Raw genomic sequence first — 22,979 nt, 5'->3', positions numbered from 1 at the left:
TCCTTCGTCCGTCTTCGTTCCGGGCGCACCATCGTGGCGCCCGCCCGTGGTGACGAACGTGAATTCCGTGGTTGCCTCCCGTGCTCGGCCACCTTCGGGAAGCTCGCATCCGTCGATCCGACGCACACCGGATGTGCACGGCTTTCCCAGCGATATGCACGGTTCCGGTCCGTAGCGTCGTACGTCATCGCGCAGACGCGCGGATTCAGCGGCTTCAGGCGCCCCAGGAGGACACCCGTGACGAACCCCTCCCCCTTCCGGTCCGTTCCAGGCTCCGGCGCGCCACGCCCCGTCGCGGTCCGCCCGCTGACCGGGTCGTGGCGTTCGCTCGACTGGTACGTCCAGGAGACCATGGCCGCACGCGGCCGCGGCGAGGCCCAGGCCATCGTCGGTGAACGCTGGCGCGGCCCCGACACCTCAGCCCTCACCGAGCGCGCCGCACGGCTGGCCAGGGACCAGGTGGAACCCGTGGCGCTCCGCCTGGCGGCGATCAGCGTCAACTGCGGATGGTCCGAGGTGCTGACCGACACCAGGTCGGCCGCGCCGGGCGTGCCCGACAGCTTCGCCCGGCTCTGGGCCGTGGTGGCACAACGGCTGGGGACGGTCCGGTTCGGCGCGGCACCGTTGCTGGCCGTCACCAACCATTCCGGCGCCGGCCTGGCCGTGGGCGGGACGCGTCGGGAACCGGCGGTGATCTGGTCGGACAGCACGTCCCCCAGCCGGATCGACCTGTTCCTCGCCGCACTGGCGAGGGTCGACGCGCTCAACGCCTCCTCCGTGGCCACAGCCTGCCCGCTCGGCCACGTCGCCACCCTCCGCCGCGGCAGCGTCCTGGGGGTCCTCAACCATGTCAGGCGGGCCCAGGAGTACGTCCAGGACCTGCTGGCGCGAGCTCTGGAGACCGTGGCCCGGACACCGTGCGCCGCCGTGGGTGTGATCGCGGCCCGCACCCTCGTCGCGGACGCGGCGGCGAGCGGCGTCCCACCGCGTCTGGTCACACCGGCCGCGCAGGGGCTGGAGGCGGTGCTGGGCGTGCGGTCGCCCATCGGCGTGCCACCGGCCCGGCGGCACCTGGGGCACCAGCAGGTGCGGGAGCTCGTCATGCTCGACCGCGTCGGTGAAAGGGTCAGGGCCGCCGCCGTGTGGCCGGCTCCCGAGGCGGACGCCCACATCAAGGCGGTGGTCGCCGTCCGGCGCAGCAACGCGCTCCTCCGGCTGCTCGCGGACACGGTCGTCGATCCGCGCGCCGCGCGGGAGTTCACCCGGGCGTCCCGGCCGTCCCGTCCTCGGGCGGACGGCGAGGCATGACCTCGCGTCGGCCGACGGACGAGGAACGCGCGTCGCCGCCTTCGCGTACGAACCGGCCCCGTGCGGTCAGGGCAGCGCCTGCTCGGCCCAGATGACCTTGCCCCGGGCCGAGTACCGGGTGCCCCAGCGCTCGGCCATCTGGGCGATGAGGAAGAGGCCGCGGCCGCCCTCGTCCTCGTCGGCGGCGTACCGCAGGTGCGGCGCCGTGCTGCGGGTGTCGTAGACCTCGCAGATCAGGGTGCGGTCGAGGACGAGCCGTACCGTGATCGGTCCGGGCGCGTAACGGATGACGTTGGTGACCAGCTCGCTGAGGATCAGTTCGGTGACGAACACGAGCTCCTCCAGGCCCCACCGGTTCAGGTGCCGGGTCATCTCGGCCCGGGCGCCGGCCACGGCCGAGGGCTCGCAGGGCACGTCCCACTCCGCGATCCGGTCGGACGGTGTGCGCCGGGTACGGGCCGCCAGCACGGTGACGTCATCGTGCCGCGGCAGCGGGGCCATGGCGTCGAGTACGGCCGTGCAGGTCTCCTCGGGCGGGCGCGGGGTCCCGGACAGCGCCGAGGTGAGCCGGTCGAGGTCCTCGGCGACGTCGTCGCCCCGCCCTCGGAGCAGGCCCTCGGTGAACAGCACCAGGGTGGTGGTCTCGGGCAGTGCCAGCTCCAGGAGCTCGTACGGTCGGCCCGCGATGCCGAGCGGGGGTCCCGGTGACGGCTCGGGGAAGTCGACCGTTCCGTCGGGTCGGACGACGGCGAGCGAGGGACTGCCCGCCCTGGCCATCGTGCAGACGCCCGTGGTCGGGTCGTGGATCGCGTAGAGGCAGCCCGCGCCCGCGAGGGCGTGGCCCGCGTCCGGGGCGGTGCCGTGGTCGATCCGGCGGACCAGTTCGTCCAGGCGGCCGAGGAGTTCGTCCGGCGGCAGGTCGAAGATCGAGAGGTTCTGCACCGCCGTGCGCAGCCTGCCCATGGCGGCCGCGGCGTGCACCCCGTGTCCGACGGTGTCTCCCACGACGAGCGCGACGCGGGCGCCGGGCAGCGGGATGACGTCGTACCAGTCGCCGCCCGCCTCGGTACGGGCGGGCAGGTAGCGGTGGGCCGTCTCGACGGCCAGCTGCTCGGGCGGACCGCCGGGGAGGAGGCTGTGCTGGAGCGCGACCGCCATGGTGTGCTCGCGGGTGAACCGGCGGGCGTTGTCGACGCAGACGGCGGCTCTGGCCGCGAGTTCGCCGGCCAGACCGAGATCTTCCTCGTCGAAGGCCGGGCTGTCGCCCATCCGCCAGAAGTTGGCGATCCCCATCAGGACGCCGCGGGCCTTCAACGGCGCGCTGACCAGCGAGTGGAAGCCGTCGGAGAGGACCAGCCGGGTGCGCTCGGGGTCACCCGCCAGCCAGTCCACGGCGACTGACATCTCGGGCACCAGGACGGGCTCGCCGCCGATGAGGGTCCGGGCCATGGGGGTGTCCGGTCGGTACCGGTAGACCTCGCCGACCTGGTACAGCGGGTGGCCGTAGGCGCCGCTGAGGGCGACCCGGCGCAGCTCCGGCACCTCGGTGTACGAGCCGGGCGACGGCTCCTCGCCGCTCAGCACCGCTTCGGCCAGGTCGACGGTGGCGTAGTCGGCGAACCGACGGGTGGCGACGTCGGTGAGTTCCTGGGCCGTGCGGGTGACGTCCAGGGTGGTGCCGACGGCCACGGTCGCGTCGTACAGCATGCGCAGCCGACCGCGGGCGAGCTCCGCCCGGTCGGTGAGGTCGCGCAGCTCGGTCGCGTCGCGGAGGGTGGTCACCAGACCGGCGGGTCCGCCCCGGGTGCGGGTCGGCCGGGCGTTCACGGCCAGCAACCGGTCACCGACGGTCAGCACCTCGTCGGAGACGCCGCGGCCGGCGGTGAGGAGATCCGTCACCCGCGCGTCGAGACCCAGTGCGGCGACGGGCCGGCCCTCAAGGGCTCCGGCCGGGGCGTCGAGGAGCCGGCGCGCCTCGACATTGGCGAGCAGGACGCGCCCGTCCGCGTCCGTGACGACGACGCCTTCGCGTACGGCGTGCAGCACGGCGTCGTGGTGCTCGTACATACGGGTCATCTCGGCGGGACCGAGGCCGTGGGTCTGGCGCCGCAGACGGCGGCCGATCAGAGCCGTGCCGGCCGTCGCCAGCGCGAGCGCCCCGAGACCGGCGCCGACCAGCACCGGCACCTGGTGGGCGATGGCGCTGTTCACCCGGTCCAGCGTCAGCCCGGCCGCGACGACCCCGACGACCCGCCCGGCGTCCGTCACCGGGACGACCGCCTGCACCTCCCGCCCGCCGTCGGGGCCGCGCAGGTTCTCGATCGTGACCTGTCCCGCCAGCGACGGCGCGACGGTCCCGGTGAACTTCGCGCCGATCCAGGCCGGGACCGGGCTCGTCAGGCGGACCCCGTCCGGTCCCATCACGACGATGAAGTCGACACCGGCCTTCCCACGCGCGTCCTCGGTCAGCGGCTGGAGCACCGCCGTGGGATCGGGGCCGCGCAACACGTCCGGCAGTCCCGGGCTGTGAGCGAAGGACTCCGCGGCGGCGAGCGAGCGGGCCCTCGCGGCCTGTACCCGGTCGCCGCGGGCCTTGAGCACCAGGGCCGTCACGGCGGCGGCCACCAGCAGCACCACGATCAGCAGCTGGAGCACGAGCATCTGCGACGCGACACTGCGCCCGCCCGGAGGACCGCCGGGCGGCCTCCTGGCCCCCGACGGGAGTGAACTCTTCCGCCGCCCGGACCACGAGCGGCCCGGATCATCGGCCATGGGGCCTTTCTACTGAGCCGTCCGGCCGCAGGGCGCGCACCATGCCGGAGACGTCGCGGGACCGGACCACACGTGACCACCGGACGGCCCACCGTCGAAGGCGCCCTCACGGACCGGTGGGGACGACCGTCCGCGTCGAGACCGGCGGCTGCCCCACGTCCACGCCGGGCGCGCCCCCGGCAGGCTGGTGCCTGCGGGACCGCTCGGTCTCGAGGGCGCGACGCAGGCTGTCGATCTCCAACTGGTAGCTCTTGCTGACCTGCATGATCTCCTGGGAGTGCACGCTCCTCGCGGTGACCAGCTCCCGGTTGCGCGCCTCCGTGACGGCCCGCGCCTGCTCCGTCTCCCGCCTTGCCCGCAGCTGGCTCTCCTCGTGCCGGAGCTGGAGGGACTTGGCTTCCTGGCGGACCTCGTGGAGTTCTTCCAGAGCCCGCTCACGGGCCGATTCGGCGTCCCGCAGCTCGGCCTCCAGTTCCGCCGCCTGCCCGTTGGCCCTGCCGTACTCGACCTCGGCGCACAGCCGGGCCGAGACGGCTTCGTGGTGGGCGCTCACCAGCCGCAGCCGGTCGCACTCGCTCAGGGACTTCAGCAGGGCCTGCTCGGCCGCCTTCAGGTCCGCGGCCAGGCCGGTCTCCCTTGCGGCCATGTGCTCCAGGTGGTCGATCAGTCCTTCCAGCATCGCCAGCGACTGGCGCACCACGGTGCGCGAGGAGGCGATGAAACGCGCGGTGGTGTCGTGGCGCACCGACTCCGGATCGGCCCGGTCCTGGCGCACCCGCGCCTGGTCCACGGCGTGCTGGACCGCGAGGTGCGCGACGTGGCGGTCGTCCAGGGAGGCGAGCACGCCCGCTGCCCCCGGAGGATCCGCGTACGGGACCTGCCCGGGGCCGCCGGGGTGGTCGGACGACTCGCTGAGGTGTTCCACAGGCATGCCTTTCCGGTACGGAATCGGAGCGCGTGCGGCGCATGCGCTCCCGGGCATGATCGGGAGGAGCGGTGCCGAGGAATGTGAATCACGGCGCGACGGCGGTGATCATCATGTGCTGCCTCTCGGACGACGCGGGGGCACGGAAAGCGGTGGCGCGGACAGCGGGTGGCGCGGAAACCAGCCTCGGGCCGACGTCCGGCAGCCCGTCGGCCGATCAAGACGAAGGCTCATTTGTGCGAACATATGGGATATGCCCCCACGCAACCCCGGATCCTCCAGTGCCGTCCCGGCTCCCGATCTGTTCGAGCGCTGCTACCTGGCGCTGCTGCGGCCGCTGGCCCGGGCGCCCCGGTGGACCCGCGGCGACGTCCTGCTGGCCGGGCTGTTGGCGGCCGACGGGGTCTGCGTCGCCGTTCTGCGCGATCCGGGCCTGCTCCACCGGGTGTTCCCGGCCATGGCCATCGCCCTGCTGGTGGCCGCGTCGTTCCTGGAGCGCCGCCGTGCCCCGCTGGCGGTGGCGGCCCTGTCCCTCCTCGGGCTCGCTCTCGACGGCACCCGGATCGCCGTCTACTTCGCCTTCTACTCGTTGGCCAAGTACCAGGGCCGCCACCGGCTGGCCGCCATCGTGGGCTGCTGGGCCGCGTACCTGCCGCTGAGCTGGATCGTGCCCGGCCGCCTCGGCGACAGCTGGGTGCAGAACTTCCTCATCTCGTCCGTGCTGCTGATCGTGCCCCTGGTCTGCGGCCTGGGCGCCAACGCGTACGAGCGCACTCAGACCGCGCTGCGCGCGGAGCGCGAGCAGCGCATCGCGCGGGTGAAGGCCGAGGTCAAGACGGAGGAGCGGATGCGGCTCGCCCGTGAGATGCACGACATCCTCGGCCACCGCATCGCGATCACCGCCATGCACGCCGGAGCGATCGAGATGGTCCAGGGAGTACGTCCACAGAGCAAGGAACTGGCCCGGGCCATCGGTGACACCGCGCGTACGGCCATGGGCGACCTGCGACAGGTCCTGGGGGCGCTGCGCGGCGGCGACGATTCGGTGATCGCCGGACGGCGGCTCGCCGACCTGGACACCCTCGTGGAGCAGGTCCGGGAGTCCGGCCTGGATGTCGTCCTGTGCCGGGACCGCGCGAGCGGCGAGGACGGAGCGAGCGGCGTCCCCGAGGAGATCGCGCTGACCGTGTACCGGGCGGTCCAGGAGTCGCTCACCAACGTCCTCAAGCACGCCCCCGGCGCGACCGCCGAGGCGTCCGTCGAAGTCAGGGCGGACGCGGTCGTGGCACGCGTCACCAACACCGCCCCGCGGAGCGCGCCCCGTCCCGGGCCGCCCGCCCCCGGCGGAGGCTTCGGCCTGGTCGGACTGCGCGAGCGGGCCACGCTGCTCGGTGGGACCGTCGAAGCGGGACCCACCGCCCGGGGCGGCTGGGAGGTCGGGCTCACCCTCCCGGCAAGGTCGGGCCGCCCGCTCGAAGCCGTTCACAAAAGTTGATGATCGTTCTGTCATTCGGTGATCGGCGCCCGTGGCACGCTCGACCGCGGAACGGGCCCCGTGGGACATACCTCGCGGACGGGGCCCGGAGAGGAGCTGGACGTGGACGTGATCCGGGTGCTGGTCGCGGACGACGAGCCGCTGGTGCGGTTCGGGCTGCGCGCGCTGCTGGACACCGCCGACGACATCACGGTCGTCGGCGAGGCCCGCGACGGCGCCGAGGCGCTCGCCAGGACACATGAACTCGCACCGCACGTCGTGGTCACCGACCTCAGGATGCCCGGCATGGACGGGCTCACCCTCACCCAGCAGCTCACCGCCCTTCCTAACCCGCCCAAAGTGCTCGTCCTGACCACCTTCGACACCAGCGACGGCGTCCGGAAGGCCATGCAGGCCGGAGCCGGCGGCTACCTCCTCAAGGACGCCCCGCCCGAGCAGGTCCTCGGGGCCGTCCGGCTTGTCATGGAGGGCGGCATCGTCCTCGCCCCGGCCTCCGCCGCGCGCCGATCGCCGCCCCCAAGGCCCCGGGCGGCTCACCCGCGCGGCTCTCCATCGAACAGCGCCGCCGTCTGGAGGGCCTCAGCAAGCAGCAGGAGGAGGTCCTCATCCACGTGGCACAGGGGTACTCCAACGCGCAGATCGCCCAGCGCATGTACCTGACCGAAGGCACGGTCCGCGCATACGTGTCCCGGCTGCTGGCCGCCCTCAAGCTGGACAACCGGACCCAGGCCGCGATCCTCGCGTACCAGGCCGGTCTCCTCGGCGGCACTGCCGAAGACCACTGACCGGCTCCGCCCGCGCCGCGCGCGTGAACCGCATCCGCTGCGCGCCGGCTCGCAATCGTCGTGTCCCGTTGCTGCACCGTCGTGCGGAGACACCCCTCCGCACGCTCCAAGGACACGCCATGGAATCGACCACCGCCCGCTCCGAGGACGGCACACCGGACGAACTCGCTCCGCACATCACCACCCTGGTGTTTCCCATGGAAGCCTGGGGCAAGGACGAGTGGGTGCCGGTGAGCGTGTTCGCGACCTACAGCACGGCCACCCCGTACGAGGTCGGCCTGGAGTTCCTGGTGGCGGGCCGGAGCGCCGCCTATTGGGTGTTCGCCCGCGACCTGCTCCTGGACGGCAGCGTGTACGCGGCCGGGAGCGGCGACGTATGGGTGTGGACCCGGGCCGCGGCCGACGGCCGCCCGGAGCGCGTCCACCTCCTCCTCGACAACGGCAGCGAGCGCTGCCTGTTCGTGGCGGACCACCGCCATGCCGCCCTCTGGTGCGCGATGATGACGTCCCTCGTGCCACGCGGCGAGGAATCCCGGCACCTGGACCTCGACGGCGCCGTCGACCGGTTGCTCTCCGGCTGATCGCGCCCAGGGCGGGCCGGTGATCGCGCACGGCGCTCCGACGCGCAAAGGTGATCACGATCCCCGTCGGCGGGCTCGCCTGTGACAGCACATCAGCCTGGTGCGGTCCTTCTGCCGGCCCGCCCCGCGCCACGCCGAAGCGGCCCCCCGAGCACCGGAACTCCGGTACCGGGGGGCCGCTTCGGCGTGCTCCCGCCCCGTTCGTGCGCCCGCGCCGCCTACAGCGCCTTCGTGAGCAGCTCGAACGCGAGGTCCCCGCGCTTGGGCAGGCCGAAGCGCTCGTCACCGTACGGGAACGGGCTCAGTCGTCCGGTACGGACGTACCCACGCCGCTCGTAGAAGGCGATGAGCTCGGCGCGCACCTGGATCACCGTCATGCGCATCTCACCCGCGCCCGCCTCGCGGGCCCGCCGCTCGGCCTCGGCGATCACTTCCTTGCCGAGACCGGCGCCCTGGAGTCCGGGCCGTACCGCGAACATCCCGAAGTAGGCGTGCTCGTCGCGCTGTTCGAGCTGGCAGCAGGCGACGAGCTCGCCGGACCGCTCGGCCACCAGCAGCACGCACCGCGGGTCCTCGATCATCTCGCGGATGCTTTCGGGGTCGGTCCGCCGGCCGTCCAGCAGGTCCGCCTCGGTGGTCCAGCCGGCCCGGCTGCTGTCCCCGCGGTACGCGGATTCCACCAGCTCGACCAGCTCGGGGACGTCGACGAAGGAAGCGGCGCGGAAGACGAGGGGGGTGGGGGAATGGGGCACGGGATCGCGCCTTTCTGAAGAATGGGAATGTGCGCCGGAAGACGGCGCCCGATGCCACGAAAATACCGGCCCGGACGTTCACAAAAGCTGCGTCGGGGTGTTGCGTCCAAGCCCACTCCCGTAGGCGGAAATTCTGCCGCGTCCGCGCCCGTTTGTCGGCCGGTGAGCCCGTGCCCCAGGCTGCGGGAATGTCCTTTTCGAAAACATCCCGGGCCGAAATACAGCCCGATTCCTCCGCGTCCGCCGACCCGGAGCGCCCGCTGAGCCGGGGCCTGAAGCAGCGCCACCTCACCATGCTCGGACTCGGCGGCGCCATCGGCGCGGGCCTGTTCGTCGGTTCCGGCGGCGGCATCGCCGTCGCGGGACCCGGCATCCTCCTGTCGTACCTGTTCGCCGGAGCGCTCGGCATGCTCGTCATGCGGATGCTCGGCGAGATGTCGGCGGCCAGCCCCTCCTCGGGCTCCTTCTCCGTGTACGCGGAGCGGGCCCTCGGCCGCTGGGCCGGATTCACGGTGGGCTGGCTCTACTGGTTCCTCCTGGTCGTCGTTCTCGCGGTGGAGGCCACCGGCGCCGCCAAGATCGCCCACGGCTGGCTCCCCGCGGTACCGCAATGGACCTGGGTGCTGCTGTTCATGGTGGTCTTCACCGCCGGAAACCTCATCTCGGTCCGCAACTTCGGTGAGTTCGAGTTCTGGTTCGCGGCCGTGAAGGTCTTCGCGATCGTCGCCTTCCTCGTGCTGGCCACCCTCGCCGTCTTCGGCCTGCTCCCCGGCACCAGTTCGGTGGGCATGGCCAACCTGACCGGCCACGGCGGCTTCCTGCCGCACGGCTGGGAAGGTGTGGTGGCGGGAGTGCTCGCGGTCGTCTTCGCCTTCGGCGGCCTGGAGATGGTCACCATCGCCGCCGCCGAGTCCGACGACCCGGCCCGGTCCGTGGCCCGCGCCGTGCGCAGCGCGGTGTGGCGGATCATGGTCTTCTACATCGGCTCGATGCTGCTGATCGTCACGCTGCTGCCGTGGGACTCCCTGGCCCCGGGCCAGAGCCCGTACGTCGCCGTCCTCGACTCCGTCGGTGTCGGATCCGCCGGCCGCCTGATGGACGTGGTGGTGTTCACCGCGCTGCTCTCGGCCCTGAACGCCAACCTCTACTCCTCCTCGCGGATGCTCTACTCGCTGGCCGGGCGTGGCGACGCGCCCCGGGGCCTCGCCCGGGTCTCGGGCGGCGGCGTGCCGCGGCGCGCCGTGCTCGCCTCGGTGGCCTTCGGCTTCCTGTCGGTGGTCCTCAACCTGCTCTGGCCGGACACCGTGTTCATGTACATGCTGAACTCGGTCGGCGCGATCGTGCTGTTCGTGTGGATCCTGATCGCCCTCTCCCAACTGCGGCTGCGCCGCACGCTGGAGAGCGGAACGCCCGGCGGGCTGCCCGTGCGCATGTGGGGCTTCCCCTGTCTGACCTGGGCGGCGCTGGCCGCGATGGCGGGTGTGCTGGTGCTGATGCTCCTGGACGACGCGAGCCGTCCGCAGGTGCTGTGGACGGGGTCCGCTGCCGCGCTGATCGTCGGCGTCGCGTGGGCGCGCGGCCCGCGCCGTACCGCCCGGGGTTCCGACCCCCTCCGCCCCGACGGGGCGTAGCCGCCGTCCGCGGGGATCCGCCCCGCCGGGGACCAGGGGTCCCCGGCGGGGCGGACGCGACTCTCCGGGGACCCGCGGGACATGCCGCGGGCCGTTCGCATTCGACGGCGTCCCCCGTCAACGATCGGCCCGGTTCGTCTGGCGACCATCGGTCACGAGCGTCCGTTTCGCCCCCACGCGTCCGGATCGCGTAGCAGCAGAACCCACCGAGAGGCCCCCGTGTTCAAGCAAGCCGCCCCGCCCACCCCGCCCGCCAACCTCGCGCCCGTCACCGGTCCGGTGCCCGCCTTCGAGCTCCCCGTCGGCTACCCCGGCCACGACGACCCCGCCTACCTGGCGCACCGGGCCGGCATCGCCAGGGCATCCCTCGGGCACACGCCCGGCACCGAGCCGCCCCGCATCGCCTACACGCCCCAGGACCACGCGTGCTGGAAGCACATCAACCAGGCCCTCGCGCCGCTGTGGCGGACGCATGCGAGGCCCGAGGTCCAGGAGGCCCTGGCGGCTCTGGACCTGCCGACGGACCGCGTCCCGCAGCTCCTCGAGTCGTCGCGCCGCCTGCAGCAGCTGACGGGCTTCGCGTTCGCGCCGGCGGCCGGCATCGTGCCGCTCCAGGAGTTCTACGGCACCCTCGCCGACTCGGTCTTCCAGTCCACCCAGTTCGTCCGTCACCACACCCGCCCGCTGTTCTCCCCGGAACCGGATATGGTGCACGAGGTGCTCGGCCACGGCGCCACCCTCGCCAGCCCCCGGTTCGCCGACCTCTACCGTCAGTTCGGCGGCGCCGCGCGGCGCGCCGAGACCCGGGAATCCCTCAAGGCGGTCTCGCGGGTGTTCTGGTTCACGATGGAGTACGGGCTGCTGGGGGAGGGGGACACGCCGCTGGTGTACGGGGCGAGCCTGCTGTCCTCGTACGGCGAGATGCAGCAGTACCGGAAGGCGCTCATACGGCCCCTCGACGCGCGCCGGATGGCGACCGTTCCCTATGACGTCACCGAGTACCAGTCGGTGCTCTTCAAGGCCGACACCCTCAACGAACTGGAGGACTTCGTCGACGCGTTCTGCGCCGCCGTCGACGGCGACACCGGCGCGCGTCTCGGTGTGACGGCGGACCAGCGATGGTGAGCGCCCCGTACCCGTACGACACCCATGCGCCGAAGCCGCTCACCGAGGCCCAGCTGACCGCGGCCATCGCCCACCTGCCGGGCTGGCGTGCGGACGACGGACGGCTGCGTGCCGAGTTCTGCGTCGGCCGGACGAACGTGCGGCCGTTGTTCGCGGCGGTGACGGCCGTCGAGAACGCGACGAACCACCATGCCCGGGTCACGATCCTCTACGACACGGTGTCCTTCGAACTCACCACGCACGACGCGGGGGACCGGGTCACCGCGCGGGACACGGCGGTGGCGGCGGTGCTCGGTGCCCTGGCCGCCGAGTACGGGGCCCCGCCGAACCGCTGACCGCTGACGGGCGACGGCGCACGGCGCCGGTACCGCGCGGGTGTTGGTGGTCACCGCGTGGTACCGGCGCCGGTCTCCGGTCGGGTGCCGGTCAGGGGTCGAGGCAGACGGTGCCCAGTACGGGCACGGGCGTGCAGATGCGGATCGGGATGTGGATGCCCGGGATGTCGATGTCGATGGGCGGGTCGTCCGTGGGGACGAGGGCGACCGCTGCCGTGGTGGTGGCGGTCGCTGTGGCGGGGGCCGCCAGGGCGGGGCCGGTGGCGCCGAGGACGCCGCCCGCCGCTATCGCGACGGCGACGATCGCGGTTCGGATGCGCATGTCACTCCTAGGTCGATCACGGAACGCGGAGTTCCGAGGAGTGCGGGTGACATTCGCCTGAGCGAGTCAGGCGGGGTCCGGGTCGTCGGGTTCACCGGACGACCGGGCAATTTCGAGAGCAGAACCCATTTTATTCCGGAATGACGAGATCTGCGCCCCTCCTCAAGATCATCTTTTGCGAGTGCTCGGGTTCACCAATGATGATCTTGAAATCCCTAGCCTCGGTGAGGTCGCGGACCACCGCGACCCGACGTCACGGAGGTACCTCATGCATTCCCTCGCACGTGCCATCACCACCGCCGGAACAGGCGCGTTGCTCACCGGAACGGTCCTCACCGGTGCCGCGGTCGCGGCGGACCGGCCGTCGCCCGGCGCCGACACCGCTCCGGTCGGCGCGGCCGCGTTCGAGCGGGCCCGGGCGGAATCGGCGGCCAAGGACGCGGAACTCGGGATCGGCGAGGCCCGGTCGGCGAAGGCGTACCCGGAGCGCGACTACCTGGAGCGCACGTTCCAGGCGCAGAAGTACAACAACTACTGCGGTCCCGCCACCGCGCACATGACGATCAAGCAGCGGAACATCGACGTCAGCCAGGAGACGCTCGCCAAGCGGTTCGGCATCACGCCCGGCAACGGCGGTACCTCCTGGGACGACATGCTCAGCGCGCTGCGGCACTACACCCAGCGCAACTACGCGGGCGAGTTCCTGGCCTACAGCCCGTCCGCCCAGGACAAGGCCCGGTACAAGGAGCGGCTCAAGGCCGACATCAACGAGACCAAGGACGGCATCGCGGGCAACGTCTGGGAGGTCGTGAACGGCCCGCATCTGCCGGGTCACCCGAACAAGGAGATCTTCCACTGGATCAACATCCGGGGCTACAAGGAGCACGGCAAGTACACCCAGATCCAGGACCCCGCCACCAGCGTCTGGAAGGACGTCCCCGGGCACGCCCCGGTCGACTCCGACAAGCTCGTGACAATGATGGGCGGCCGTGGCTACCAGTGGTAGGCGGCTGCCTCTGCGGCTGATCGCTCTGGCGCTGGCGGGCACCTTCGGATGCGCGCCGGCGCCGGGCGGCGCCACCCCGGAGCCGACGGGACGGTCTCCGGTCAGGCCAGCGCCCCCGGTCCCGCCCGGTACGGCGCCGTCCGGGCCGTCCGCGCAGTCCCGGCCGGACGGCCCGGACGTGCTCGGGCCCAGGCTGGGCCCCGGTGACTTCTGCCAGGTCCCGCGGCCCGACGGGTGGCGCGCCGCGGCGGAGCAGCGGCGCCACCCGTCGCCCCCGGGCCTCGACCGCCGCGCGGTGGCGCTCGGTCCCGACGGCTCCACGGTGTTCGCGGTCGAGACCGGTCGGGGACGGTCCGAGCTGGTGCGGCTCGCCACGCCCGGCCGGCCTCGGCGAGTGATCCACACTCTGGACCCGACGCCCTCCGGAAGGGTCGCCCAGTACGGCAGCGTGCGCTTCGACGGCCGCTGGCTCGTCTACGAGGTCGCCCACGACGCGGCGAACCCGGACGACTGGGAGATCCACGCCTGGGACTCGGCGGCCGACACCCGGCCCTTCCTGTTCCGGCGGCACGACAGGACCGTGCCCGGTCCCTTCCTGTTCGTCCAGGCGCACGGCGGCAGGGCGGCGTGGACCGAAGGCGCCTCGCGCGGCGGCAGAACCGCCGTCCACGTCTACGACCTGGCGGCCCGCGCGGACTCCGTCGTCCGTACGGGCAGCCTGAGCCCGGTCTTCCTCGCCGGGGACACGCTCGGCTGGCGGAGCCAGACCGGCCCGGGCCGGCCACCGGTCGTGCGGGCCGTCTCGCTGCGGACCGGCGAACCGGTCCGCCTTCCGCCGGTGATCGCGGCCCTCCGCGACACCGCCCATGTGGCGGGCGACGGCAGGACCTGGGCCTGGGTCTCGACCGACTACCAGATCCTCTACGCCTGGCGTCCGGGCTGGCGGGAACCGGCCCTCGTCGCCAGGGCCGCGGAAGGGGAGCACATCGACCAGATGGAACTGGCCGGTGACCTGATCACCTGGGTCGGCGGCCGGGCCGTGTGGGCCGCGGACCTGCGCGGTCATTCCCGTACGACCCTGACGCCCGCGTACGGGGGTGTCGTCGCGTCCGGTGGATCGTTGCTGGTCACCTACGCGGCCGCAGGCCCCTCGAAGGACCCCGCGCAGCGGGGCGGGACGACCAGCTACGTGCTCAGGACGCCGGAACTCGCCGCCCTGCCCGCCTGCCCCTCGTGGAGAGCGGTTCCCCCACCGGTGCGTGACCCGCGGGACCCGGCCGCCGAGCCGGGCGCCGCCACCCGGTGACCACGGCCGAGGCCCGTCCCGCTCCGGCCCGCCCTGTTCCGGGTGCCCCTCCTCGTACCGCTCCGCCCGCTGTCCCCGAACGGAAAGCCCCTGCCGTGAAGGCTCGCTCCGCCCTCGCCCTGCTCTCGCCGCTGGGCGTAGCACTCGTCATCGCCGTCTGTGCCTGGCTGGTGCTGTACCAGGCCGGAGGCTCCACGGGCCGGTCGCCACGGCCGGCCCCGCCGCCCGCGCCGACGCCGGGCACGCTCGCCGCAACGGCCTCCGCCGCCCCGGCCCCCGCCGATGCCGCGGGCCGTCGGCGCGCGGCGCGCACGGCACTCGAGGCGATCGACGCGCACGGCGGTCGGTACGTGATCGCCGTCGAGGACCTCACCTCGGGCGAATCGGTCGTGCACGGGGAGACGCAGGGACGGTTCGTCTCCGCCAGCGTCATCAAGGCCGACATCCTGGCCGCGCTGCTGCTGCGGGCTCAGGACGAGGGAGTCGTGCTGACGGCCGAGCAGCGGGACCTCGCCGCCGCGATGATCCGACGCAGCGACAACGACGCCGCCCAGCGGCTGTGGGTCGAGATAGGCCGGCGCGAGGGCTTCGACGCGGCCAACGGACGGCTCGGCCTCAGCCCGGAGCATGCCGGGCAGCGGGGGGTGTGGGGGCTCACCCGCACTACTGTCCAGGACCAACTGACCCTGCTGAGGCGGATCTTCACCGAGGAATCGCCGCTGACCGCGGAGTCCCGGACGTACCTGCGGACGCTGATGAGCACTGTCGCCGACGACCAGCGTTGGGGGATAGCCGCGGCGGCGTCCCCCGAAGGCGCGGTGGCGCTGAAGAACGGCTGGCTGCCCCGGGAGCCCACCGGGCTGTGGGTCGTCAACAGCATCGGCATGGTGGAACGCGAAGGGCACACCCTCCTCGTGGCGGTCCTCACCGATGGTCAGAGCACCCGGGACGCCGGTATCGACCTGGTCGAGCACGCCGCCACGGCGGCGGCCGACGCGCTGGCAGCGCGCTGACGGAGCACTGTCGGCGGACGGCCGGAGGCCCAGCCGGTCTGCACGTGCCTTTCCGCGTGCCTTACGTCAACAAAAGCGAATGTCCCCTTTCCTAAGGTATCCATCGCCCTCTTTATCCGGGGCGTCGAGTCGGGTTCTCCCCTGAAAGGCTCTCCCATGCGCAACTGTCGTTATGTTTCCCTTCTTACGGGAGTCGCGACTCTTTCCCTCGCCGGTGTGGTGTCGGCTTCGCCGAGCGTGGCAGTGGATCACGACGTGCAGGGCGTCGCACCGATCGACACGTACGCGTGCGGCCACCCCAAGGTCGGCCACGGCGCCGACCTGACCGCGGGCGACGCGGTCGAGGACGGTCCCTGGATCTACTCCCGGGTCGTCAGCTCGGGATTCTTCCACTCCGACAAGTCCGGCGGCGCCCGGACCGACGACCTGGTGACGTGCTGGCGGAGCGGTGCGATCACCCTCCATGTCAGCGACGCCAAGGGCACGTTCGAGAAGACGGTCCAACTTGTCGACCCGGCGGCGGACAAGCGGTGGAAGGACGCCACATCGATCGTCGCGGGCAACTTCACCGGATCCACGAGCAACGACCTCTTCGTGCGCTGGAAGGGCGGCGAAGTGTCCCTCTTCAAGAACGTCACCCCGGTGCGGGGGCTGAAGGAGGAGATCAAGCTGGCCCTGCCGAGCGGTGACGAGGCCGTGTGGAAGCGCAACGTGGTCGGCCTGACGTCCGGCCGGTTCAAGGCCGGAAAGACCAGTGACGACCTGGTCGTCCTGTGGACCGACGGCGAGATCACCCGCTACACCGTGGATGCCAAGGGCTTCCACGACCAGGACCGGCTGCACGAGGCCGACGACGCCTGGCGGCCCGTAGCGGGGATCTCCGCAGGTCACTTCGACGGCACTGGTGACACCACCCCGAACGACCTGATGGTCCGCTGGAACGACGGGCGCGTCAGCCTGCACGAGGACGTCCCCCGCAACGGCGTCGGCAAGCGGACCGACCTGCCCGGCAAGGACCCCCGATGGGCGGACTCCCTGGTCACGGCGGGCAACCACGACGCCGGCAAGGGCGGCCGCGACGACCTGGTGGTCCGCCGCCCGGACGGCAGGCTCTCCCGCTACGCCAGGGTGACCAAGGCGGGCCTCGGCGTGGAGACCACCCTCGCCGAGCCCGTCACGCTCCTGGGCGAGCGAGCGGGCCTGGGATGAGCCCCCGTCCTCAGGGTGCCCGTCGGCACGCGCGCGTACCGGCGGGCACCGTCCTCGCGGCCCTCGTCCTCGCGGCGTGCGCCACGACACCGGACGTCACCGCCGTTCCTGCCCTCGACGGCCCCCTGAGCGGCAAGGACCGGGTGACCGGAGAGCACATCGACGGCGTGCCCGGAGTGGGCGCGTTCTTCACCCTGGGCCGGGACATCTCGACCCACAGCTGTACGGGAACCGTCGTGCACAGCCCCCATGGCGACACCGTCATCACCGCCGCCCATTGCGGTATCGAGCCCGGACGTGCGGCCTTCGTCCCCGGGTACGACGGCGAGCGCGACGCGGCGCACCAGCCGTACGGGACCTGGGTCGTCGACAAGGTGTGGCGCGACCCGCGCTACCGGCGCGGCGCGACGCACAGCCCGTCGGCGGACCACGACCTCATGTTCGTCCGCCTCAGACCCGACCGCTCCGGCCGGCCGGTGGAGGCTGTCACCGGCGCCCAGCGGCTGCGTCGCACACCCGCGTACGACAACGAGGACGTGAGCGTCATCGGCTATCCCTCACGACGCGAGGACCCGGAGGACCGGCCCGTGAAGTGCCAGGTCACCAGCACGCGGCTGCCCGGGTTCCGGCAGCTGCGCATGGCGTGCGGGGGCTATGTCAGCGGGGTCTCCGGCGGTCCGTGGCTGCTCGGTTTCGACGGCACGACGGGTGACGTCGTCGGTGTGACCGGCGGAACGGACAACGGCGGGCCGAACGACAGGGTGTCGTACAGCCCGCTGATCGGCGACGACGCGCTTCGGCTGTTCGACACCGCGACCCACGACCGAGGACCGGCCCCGGCATGACACACCAGGAACCGTCACTCGTACGTCGGTCCGAGGCGGCTTCGCCGTCGGACCGGCGTGGCGCCGTCACCATCTGCCTCGTCGTCGGGGCGGTGCTGTACAACGTCTGGCCGGTGGAGTTCTTCGTCGCGACGGGGCTGGACCCGGTCTCCGGTTTCCTCAGCGAACTGGAGGCGATGGGGCGGCCGTACCGATGGGTGTTCGCCACCGGCGACGCGCTGGCGGGTGCGCTCTTCACCGTGGGCGGCGTGATCGGCCTCTGCCGGGCGCGGAGCCGGGCGGACGGGGCCTGGGCACGGATCCGCTGGATCGCCCTCGCCCTCTTCGGCGTCTCCACCTGCCTGTTCGCCGTCCTCGCCCCGATGGACTGCGCGCCCTCGGTCGACGTGGCGTGCCGACTCACCGAACAGCAGGCCGGGATGTCGCCGAGGACCCTCGCACACGTGCTGCTCAGCGGTGCCGCCGACGTCGCGGTCCTGCTCGCGATGACCGCGGGGCGCTGGCCGCGCGCGGTCTGCGCGACCGGCACTGGCACACGACGGCCATCGTCCTGAAGACGGCATTGGTCCTCGCCGTCCTGATTCTCTACCAGTGGGCGGACGGGGCGGGCGCCGGGCTCTTCCAGCGCGCCCACGTCCTCCTGACCGCCGTCTGGCTCGCAGGCGTCGCGCTGAGTGAGTATCCGTCCGCACGCGATGCTGCGGCGGTACCTCCGTCTGATGCTGCTGACAGGCTGCCGTTCCACGAGATCTGACGAGTCGTTCGTCCATCGACAACAATCGGTGACCGGTCAGTTCACCTTCGTCAGTGCGATCTTCCGAATGCTGGGACGTGGCCGGGACGTCTGCTGGTCCACACGTGGCCCGACGGCCCACGTGTGGCCCGACGGCGGCAGGCGTCCCGGTCCGTATCCGCACCGTCCGCCCCGCGGAAGCGGCCTGCCGTGCACGGAGCACCGTCGACCGCGATGCCACTGCCCCGTCAAGGTCGTGTCGCGCCACCCCTGACGCCAGGTCGCACCAAAGATTCCGTCCCCCACATCCGATCTCCCGTACGAGAAAGCCTGAACCATGACCCTTGTTCCTTGCAGCCGTAAGGCCCTTGTCGCCACAGCGCTGGCCGGCACCGTACTGGCGGGATCCGCGGCGTGCGGCCCCGTCAAGGAGCTCTCCGCGGCACAGAAGATCGGGCGGGCCGTCGAGCGGCTCGGCGAGCAGCGCGCGCTCTCCGTCGAGTTCGACCTGGACACGGACGCCGCCACGATCAAGGCCCTGGACGCCCAGGCCACGGCGGGCGCCCCGGGCGACGAGATGCCCACCGAGGTCGCCGAGCTCCTCGCGGACCTCCATATCTCGATGTCCGTCCAGTCGAGGAAACCGCTGAAGGAATCCGAGGGGGAGGACATCACCGGCATAGCCGTGAAGGTCTCCAGCGCCGCTATGGACTTGGCGGAGTACCGCGTGATCGGCGATCACTCCTACCTTCGGGCCGATGTGAAGGCGCTCGCCGCGAAGGCCGGCCTGGCCCTGTCGGCCGAGGACCTGCCGGAAGACGCCACTGCCCTCCGTCCCCTCCTCGACGGACAGTGGATCAAGGTCTCCAACGCGGACCTCCGGGACGCCGCTGACCTCCCGGTTGATGTCGACTCCACCATGGACGCCCCCACTGGGCGCAAGTTCGACGAGGCGCTGCGCGGTGTCCTGAAGCGCGAGGTCGAGCTCACGGACCTCGGAGAGCGGGACGGCGTCGATCACATCACCGCGACCGCACAGGTGAGGACCCTGCTCACCGAACTCACCGACAAGGTGCGGCCGTTCGCCAAGCATTTCTCTCCCGTGCCGGAGCTGCCCTCGGCGAAGGACCTCAAGGAGCTGTCCGACGAGAAGGCCACCGCCGACTTCGCCCTGAAGAACGGCGAGCTGACCGAGGTCACCGTCAACCTCGCCAAGCTGGCCGAGAACGCCAAGGTCAAGAAGCTCGACGTCGTCGTCCGACTGGGCAAGGGCGGACCGGCCGTGACCGCCCCGGCCCGGTCCACCGACGTCACGATGGACGAGTTGACGCAGGAGTTCCTGGAGACCCTTGAGCCCTGGGACCTGGAGGAGCCCCCCGCGGCCTGATCTCCGGAGCACACGCGTGTGAGTGACGGTCGCTCCTCCGGCCTCGTGGCCACTCAGGGTGGGCGAGCGATCGGACCGATGGAACTGCCGCAGTCTCAGAACGGGCCGGACGGCGCGGATCGTGAGGCCGGCCACGGGGTTTCAGTGTGCGAGGGCGAAAGCTGTCGTCGAGATGCACGAAAGCGAACATCTCGCTCCTCGGGCTGGAATGATCACAACGTTCCGCGATCCGAGAGGGCACTCAACTCATGACTCAACATGCCCGCAAAGCATGCGAACTGGGCACCAGGGGCCCCGGCATTCACTGTCGCGGAGAGCGATACCGTCCAAGCGGTCGCCGACCGGCCTGGCGGGCCGTCGGGGGAAGTCGCGGGCGATGGCTCGATACCTTGACGGTCCATTGTTCGGGTGAAGAAATCTGAAGTTGGCATTTGCATTTTCTGTACTTGGAGGGGGCTACGGTTTCGTGACCTCGCTCATTCTGTCTCCCAGTGAGATCGGCGTGGCCGCCCGGCAGCCGCGACACGTGGCGAGGTCGGCACGGCGTGTCCGCGCCCCGGAGTTCTGGTCCGTGACTGGTTCGGAAGCACTGGTCAGCGGGGGTGTACCGGTGGGATGAACTGGGAGTTTCCTCGCAAACGATTCCTTCGGATGTCTACGACGAGTGAGAGGCGCCTGACCGGCGAAAGCCCAGGTCAGGCGCCTCTTTTCGTGCTCTAGAAGAAGCCGAGCTTCTTCGGCGAGTACGACACCAGCATGTTCTTGGTCTGCTGGTGGTACAGCGGCTGCACCTACGCTGACCAGGGGAAACGGCAGGAAGTGAGACTCTCGGGCGGAGGCTGGTCCGGAAACGGTCCGGATCTCCGTCTGGCTGGTGCCTGCCTGGCCCGTAGTTGTGCTGTAGTGGCGGAGATTGGATGCGGGCAAGCTTTCGGCATGCCCGTGGGTTGGACGTCGGCCGCGGGTACGGCCGCAGGGATTCCTGAAAGCTACGCGTTGCACGACCGCCGAATGGCGACGAAGGGGCTCGCAGAAGTCAATCCGGGAGGTGCGCGAGGAGGCGCCCGCCACCGTGGTGCCCACCTCAGGACGAGGACGATCCGCCGTGACGGGGCGCCCTCATGGGCCGATCGGGCCGAGGACGGTGCGGGTGGTGGCCGCGGGGTGCTCGACGTCCGGCTGACGTGCGGGGCTCGCGGGGTGGGCGCCCTGCGACCGCTCGCCTTCGAGGGCGCGGCGGAGGCTGTCGATCTCCACCTGGTAGCCCCTGCTGACCTGCATGATCTCCTGGGCGTGGACGCTCCTCGCGGCGGCCAACTCCTGGTGGCGCCTCTCCGCGACAGCCAAGGCCTGGGCCGTCTCCTTCCTCGCCTGCGTGTGGAGGTCCTCGTGCCGGCGTTGCAGCGCCTCGGTCGTCCGGCGCGCCTCGTGGAGCTCCTCCAGGGCCCGTCCCTTGGTCGATTCCGCGTCCCGCAGGTCGGCGGCGAGTTCCGCCGCGCGGCCGTTTGCCCGGCCGTACTCCGCTTCGGCGCGCAGCCGGGCGGCCACGGCCTCGTGGTGGGCGCTCACCAGCCGGTCGCGCTCGCCGAGGGACCTCAGCAGGGCCTGCTCGGCCGCCTTCAGGTCCGCGGCCAGGGCCGCCTCGTTCGACGCCATGTGTTCGAGGTGGTCGATCAGACCCTCCAGCATCGCCAGCGACTGGCGCAGAACCGCTCGGGAAGAGGCGATGAAGCGCGCTGTGGTGTCGTGCCGGACCGGTTCGGGGGCGGCGCGGTCGTGGTGGACCGGTGCCGGCTCGGTGCCGTCGCGGTGGTCCTGCCGAGCGGCGAGGGCGCCCGGGGCGACCGCGGGCCCGGCTGCCGTCTGCTGCACGGGGCCACGGGGATGGTCGGACGGCTCGTGGTCGCGTTCCACTGGCCTGCCTGCCTTTCCGGCTCGAATGCGAAGGGCATGCGGTGCATGCGCCCTTTTGGCCATGCTCAGGAGGAGGCGTGCCGACTTCCGTGAACTCCGCCCGCGCGGCAGCGATCATCATCTGCTGGTTCCCGGCCAGTGAAATGGCGGGGAAAGAGGCGGCTGATCAACGTTCGGCGGTCCCGGCCCCTGCAGGGCGGCCGTGACATGGGGATCGGGCCTTGCGCGGACACGCGTACCATCATTTGTGCGAATATATGGGACATGCCGCCCCGAAACCCCCGAACCTCCAAAGCCGTCCCCGACGCCTTCGAGCGCTGCTACCTGGCGCTGCTCCGTCCCCTGGCCCGGGCACCGCGGTGGACCTGTGGAGACGTCCTGCTGGCCACCGTACTGGCGGTCGACGGGGTGTGCGTCGCCGTGCTGCGGGAACCCGGCCTGATCCACGGAGTGGCCCCGGCCATGGGGGTCGCGCTGCTGGTGGCGGCTTCGTTCCTGGAGCGCCGCCGGGCTCCGCTGGCGGTGGCGGTCCTGTCGCTTCTCGGGCTGGCCCTCGACGGCACCCGGATCGCGGTGTACTTCGCCTTCTACTCCCTGGCCAAGTACCAGGGTCGGCGCCGGCTGCCGGCCATCGTCGGCTGCTGGGCGGCGTACCTGCCCCTGACCTGGATGGTGCCGGGCCGGCTCGGCGGCGGCTGGGTGCAGAACTTCCTCATCTCGTCCGTGCTGCTCACCGTCCCCCTGGTCTGCGGTCTGGGTGCCAACGCGTACGAACGCACCCTGGTCGCCCTGCGCGCGGAACGCGAGCAGCGCATCGCGCAGGTGAAGGCCGAGGTCCAGGCGGAGGAGCGGATGCGGCTGGCCCGGGAGATGCACGACATCCTCGGCCACCGCATCGCGATCACCGCCATGCACGCCGGGGCGATCGAGATGGTCCAGGGAGTACGCCCGCAGAGCAAGGAGCTGGCCCGCGCCATCGGTGACACGGCGCGCACGGCCATGGGTGATCTGCGCCAGGTCCTGGGCGCGCTGCGCGGCGGTGACGGCTCGGTGATCGCAGGGCGTCGGCTCGCCGATCTGGACTCCCTGGTGGACCAGGTACGGGCGTCCGGCCTGGACGTCACCCTCCGGCAGAACCGCGAGACGGACCGGGAAGAGGTGGGCCGCGTGCCGGAGGAGATCGCGCTGACGGTGTACCGCACGGTCCAGGAGTCGCTCACCAACGTGCTCAAGCACGCCCCCGGCGCGACCGCCGAGGCGTCCGTCGAAGTCAGGGCGGACGCGGTCGTGGCACGCGTCACCAACACCGCCCCGCGGAGCGCGCCCCGTCCCGGGCCGCCCGCCCCCGGCGGCGGATTCGGCCTGGTCGGACTGCGTGAGCGCGCCACGCTGCTCGGTGGCACCGTCGAAGCGGGGCCCACCGCCGCGGGCGGCTGGGAGGTCGCACTGTCGGTCCCGTCGAGGGCGGGCCGGACCCTCGCAGCCGTTCACAAAAGTTGTTGATCGTTCTGCCATTCGGTCATTGCCGTACGTGA

Annotated in this window: 21 protein-coding genes; 16 read left to right on the top strand and 5 right to left on the bottom strand. The window is 71.8% G+C overall.

Annotated elements, in window-relative coordinates:
- Window positions 1-237: 237 nt before the first annotated feature.
- Window positions 238-1,308, top strand: coding sequence for a hypothetical protein (locus tag ACIPXM_RS19035; RefSeq protein ID WP_401656674.1), 1,071 nt, complete (start codon window positions 238-240; stop codon window positions 1,306-1,308).
- A 66-nt stretch (window positions 1,309-1,374) separates the two neighbouring features.
- On the opposite strand, the gene ACIPXM_RS19030 is transcribed toward ACIPXM_RS19035, so the two are convergent.
- Both ACIPXM_RS19030 and ACIPXM_RS19025 read right to left on the bottom strand, forming a co-directional pair.
- A complete protein-coding gene (locus ACIPXM_RS19030; RefSeq protein WP_401656672.1) occupies window positions 1,375-3,969 on the bottom strand; it encodes a SpoIIE family protein phosphatase in 2,595 nt (864 codons plus the stop codon).
- 217 nt (window positions 3,970-4,186) lie between these two features.
- Complete coding sequence (locus ACIPXM_RS19025) at window positions 4,187-5,011, bottom strand: hypothetical protein (RefSeq protein ID WP_401656670.1); 825 nt, start codon at window positions 5,009-5,011, stop codon at window positions 4,187-4,189.
- Between the two features lie 247 nt (window positions 5,012-5,258).
- Between ACIPXM_RS19025 and ACIPXM_RS19020 the strand changes: the two genes are divergently transcribed.
- The 4 genes from ACIPXM_RS19020 to ACIPXM_RS19005 all read left to right on the top strand — a co-directional run bounded on the left by ACIPXM_RS19020 (window position 5,259) and on the right by ACIPXM_RS19005 (window position 7,866).
- Window positions 5,259-6,500, top strand: coding sequence for a sensor histidine kinase (locus ACIPXM_RS19020; RefSeq protein ID WP_401656668.1), 1,242 nt, complete (start codon window positions 5,259-5,261; stop codon window positions 6,498-6,500).
- 102 nt (window positions 6,501-6,602) lie between these two features.
- Window positions 6,603-7,160, top strand: coding sequence for a response regulator transcription factor (locus ACIPXM_RS19015; RefSeq protein WP_401656666.1), 558 nt, complete (start codon window positions 6,603-6,605; stop codon window positions 7,158-7,160).
- Complete coding sequence (locus tag ACIPXM_RS19010; RefSeq protein WP_401656664.1) at window positions 7,112-7,285, top strand: response regulator transcription factor; 174 nt, start codon at window positions 7,112-7,114, stop codon at window positions 7,283-7,285. Before ACIPXM_RS19015 ends, ACIPXM_RS19010 begins: the two co-directional genes overlap by 49 nt.
- Window positions 7,286-7,404: 119 nt before the next feature.
- A complete protein-coding gene (locus ACIPXM_RS19005; protein WP_401656662.1) occupies window positions 7,405-7,866 on the top strand; it encodes an SsgA family sporulation/cell division regulator in 462 nt (153 codons plus the stop codon).
- Between the two features lie 218 nt (window positions 7,867-8,084).
- Here the strand turns inward: ACIPXM_RS19005 and ACIPXM_RS19000 are convergent, their stop codons facing one another.
- The gene (locus ACIPXM_RS19000) at window positions 8,085-8,618 is read right to left on the bottom strand and encodes a GNAT family N-acetyltransferase (RefSeq protein ID WP_401656660.1); all 534 of its coding nucleotides are present in this window, start codon (window positions 8,616-8,618) and stop codon (window positions 8,085-8,087) included.
- A gap of 293 nt (window positions 8,619-8,911) precedes the next feature.
- Between ACIPXM_RS19000 and ACIPXM_RS18995 the strand changes: the two genes are divergently transcribed.
- The 3 genes from ACIPXM_RS18995 to ACIPXM_RS18985 all read left to right on the top strand — a co-directional run bounded on the left by ACIPXM_RS18995 (window position 8,912) and on the right by ACIPXM_RS18985 (window position 11,709).
- On the top strand, window positions 8,912-10,249 hold the full coding sequence (locus ACIPXM_RS18995; protein WP_401656922.1) for an amino acid permease: 1,338 nt from the start codon (window positions 8,912-8,914) through the stop codon (window positions 10,247-10,249).
- A 219-nt stretch (window positions 10,250-10,468) separates the two neighbouring features.
- A complete protein-coding gene (locus ACIPXM_RS18990; protein WP_401656658.1) occupies window positions 10,469-11,374 on the top strand; it encodes a phenylalanine 4-monooxygenase in 906 nt (301 codons plus the stop codon).
- Entirely contained in the window at window positions 11,368-11,709 is a 342-nt protein-coding gene (locus ACIPXM_RS18985) for a 4a-hydroxytetrahydrobiopterin dehydratase (protein ID WP_401656656.1), read from the top strand. Before ACIPXM_RS18990 ends, ACIPXM_RS18985 begins: the two co-directional genes overlap by 7 nt.
- 91 nt (window positions 11,710-11,800) lie before the next feature.
- Here ACIPXM_RS18985 and ACIPXM_RS18980 read toward each other — a convergent pair whose 3' ends face one another.
- On the bottom strand, window positions 11,801-12,031 hold the full coding sequence (locus tag ACIPXM_RS18980; protein ID WP_401656654.1) for a chaplin: 231 nt from the start codon (window positions 12,029-12,031) through the stop codon (window positions 11,801-11,803).
- Window positions 12,032-12,299: 268 nt separating this feature from the next.
- Here ACIPXM_RS18980 and ACIPXM_RS18975 point away from each other — a divergent pair, with 268 nt between their 5' ends.
- From ACIPXM_RS18975 to ACIPXM_RS18945, 7 genes are all read left to right on the top strand, one after another.
- Window positions 12,300-13,037 (top strand): C39 family peptidase, encoded by a 738-nt coding sequence (locus ACIPXM_RS18975; protein ID WP_401656652.1) that lies wholly within the window; start codon window positions 12,300-12,302, stop codon window positions 13,035-13,037.
- 178 nt (window positions 13,038-13,215) lie between these two features.
- On the top strand, window positions 13,216-14,343 hold the full coding sequence (locus ACIPXM_RS18970; RefSeq protein ID WP_401656650.1) for a hypothetical protein: 1,128 nt from the start codon (window positions 13,216-13,218) through the stop codon (window positions 14,341-14,343).
- A 95-nt stretch (window positions 14,344-14,438) separates the two neighbouring features.
- Window positions 14,439-15,356, top strand: coding sequence for a serine hydrolase (locus tag ACIPXM_RS18965; protein WP_401656649.1), 918 nt, complete (start codon window positions 14,439-14,441; stop codon window positions 15,354-15,356).
- A 255-nt stretch (window positions 15,357-15,611) separates the two neighbouring features.
- Window positions 15,612-16,565: a hypothetical protein gene (locus ACIPXM_RS18960; RefSeq protein WP_401656647.1), complete on the top strand. Its 954-nt coding sequence runs from the start codon at window positions 15,612-15,614 to the stop codon at window positions 16,563-16,565.
- Window positions 16,562-17,410: a trypsin-like serine peptidase gene (locus ACIPXM_RS18955; RefSeq protein WP_401656645.1), complete on the top strand. Its 849-nt coding sequence runs from the start codon at window positions 16,562-16,564 to the stop codon at window positions 17,408-17,410. The genes ACIPXM_RS18960 and ACIPXM_RS18955 overlap by 4 nt, the downstream gene beginning before the upstream one ends.
- On the top strand, window positions 17,407-17,964 hold the full coding sequence (locus ACIPXM_RS18950; protein ID WP_401656643.1) for a DUF998 domain-containing protein: 558 nt from the start codon (window positions 17,407-17,409) through the stop codon (window positions 17,962-17,964). The genes ACIPXM_RS18955 and ACIPXM_RS18950 overlap by 4 nt, the downstream gene beginning before the upstream one ends.
- Before the next feature lie 516 nt (window positions 17,965-18,480).
- Window positions 18,481-19,530, top strand: a complete 1,050-nt coding sequence (locus ACIPXM_RS18945; protein ID WP_401656641.1) for a hypothetical protein — start codon at window positions 18,481-18,483, stop codon at window positions 19,528-19,530.
- 1,119 nt (window positions 19,531-20,649) lie between these two features.
- Here the strand turns inward: ACIPXM_RS18945 and ACIPXM_RS18940 are convergent.
- Window positions 20,650-21,402, bottom strand: coding sequence for a hypothetical protein (locus ACIPXM_RS18940; RefSeq protein WP_401656639.1), 753 nt, complete (start codon window positions 21,400-21,402; stop codon window positions 20,650-20,652).
- A gap of 306 nt (window positions 21,403-21,708) precedes the next feature.
- On the opposite strand from ACIPXM_RS18940, the gene ACIPXM_RS18935 reads away from it, so the two are divergent.
- Complete coding sequence (locus tag ACIPXM_RS18935) at window positions 21,709-22,947, top strand: sensor histidine kinase (RefSeq protein WP_401656637.1); 1,239 nt, start codon at window positions 21,709-21,711, stop codon at window positions 22,945-22,947.
- Window positions 22,948-22,979 lie beyond the last annotated feature (32 nt).

Source organism: Streptomyces sp. NPDC090025, assembly GCF_044748125.1.
Taxonomy (GTDB): Bacteria; Actinomycetota; Actinomycetes; order Streptomycetales; family Streptomycetaceae; genus Streptomyces.
This window is presented reverse-complemented; position numbering and strand designations above follow the sequence as displayed.

Coding starts and splice junctions, on each gene's coding strand:
- ACIPXM_RS18935 (WP_401656637.1), top strand. CDS start 21,709: ATGCCGCCCCGAAACCCCCGAACCTCCAAAGCCGTCCCCGACGCCTTC.
- ACIPXM_RS18955 (WP_401656645.1), top strand. CDS start 16,562: ATGAGCCCCCGTCCTCAGGGTGCCCGTCGGCACGCGCGCGTACCGGCG.
- ACIPXM_RS18950 (WP_401656643.1), top strand. CDS start 17,407: ATGACACACCAGGAACCGTCACTCGTACGTCGGTCCGAGGCGGCTTCG.
- ACIPXM_RS19030 (WP_401656672.1), bottom strand. CDS start 3,969: ATGCTCGTGCTCCAGCTGCTGATCGTGGTGCTGCTGGTGGCCGCCGCC.
- ACIPXM_RS18995 (WP_401656922.1), top strand. CDS start 8,912: ATGCTCGGACTCGGCGGCGCCATCGGCGCGGGCCTGTTCGTCGGTTCC.
- ACIPXM_RS18945 (WP_401656641.1), top strand. CDS start 18,481: ATGACCCTTGTTCCTTGCAGCCGTAAGGCCCTTGTCGCCACAGCGCTG.
- ACIPXM_RS18975 (WP_401656652.1), top strand. CDS start 12,300: ATGCATTCCCTCGCACGTGCCATCACCACCGCCGGAACAGGCGCGTTG.
- ACIPXM_RS18980 (WP_401656654.1), bottom strand. CDS start 12,031: ATGCGCATCCGAACCGCGATCGTCGCCGTCGCGATAGCGGCGGGCGGC.
- ACIPXM_RS18985 (WP_401656656.1), top strand. CDS start 11,368: ATGGTGAGCGCCCCGTACCCGTACGACACCCATGCGCCGAAGCCGCTC.
- ACIPXM_RS19005 (WP_401656662.1), top strand. CDS start 7,405: ATGGAATCGACCACCGCCCGCTCCGAGGACGGCACACCGGACGAACTC.
- ACIPXM_RS19025 (WP_401656670.1), bottom strand. CDS start 5,011: ATGCCTGTGGAACACCTCAGCGAGTCGTCCGACCACCCCGGCGGCCCC.
- ACIPXM_RS19020 (WP_401656668.1), top strand. CDS start 5,259: ATGCCCCCACGCAACCCCGGATCCTCCAGTGCCGTCCCGGCTCCCGAT.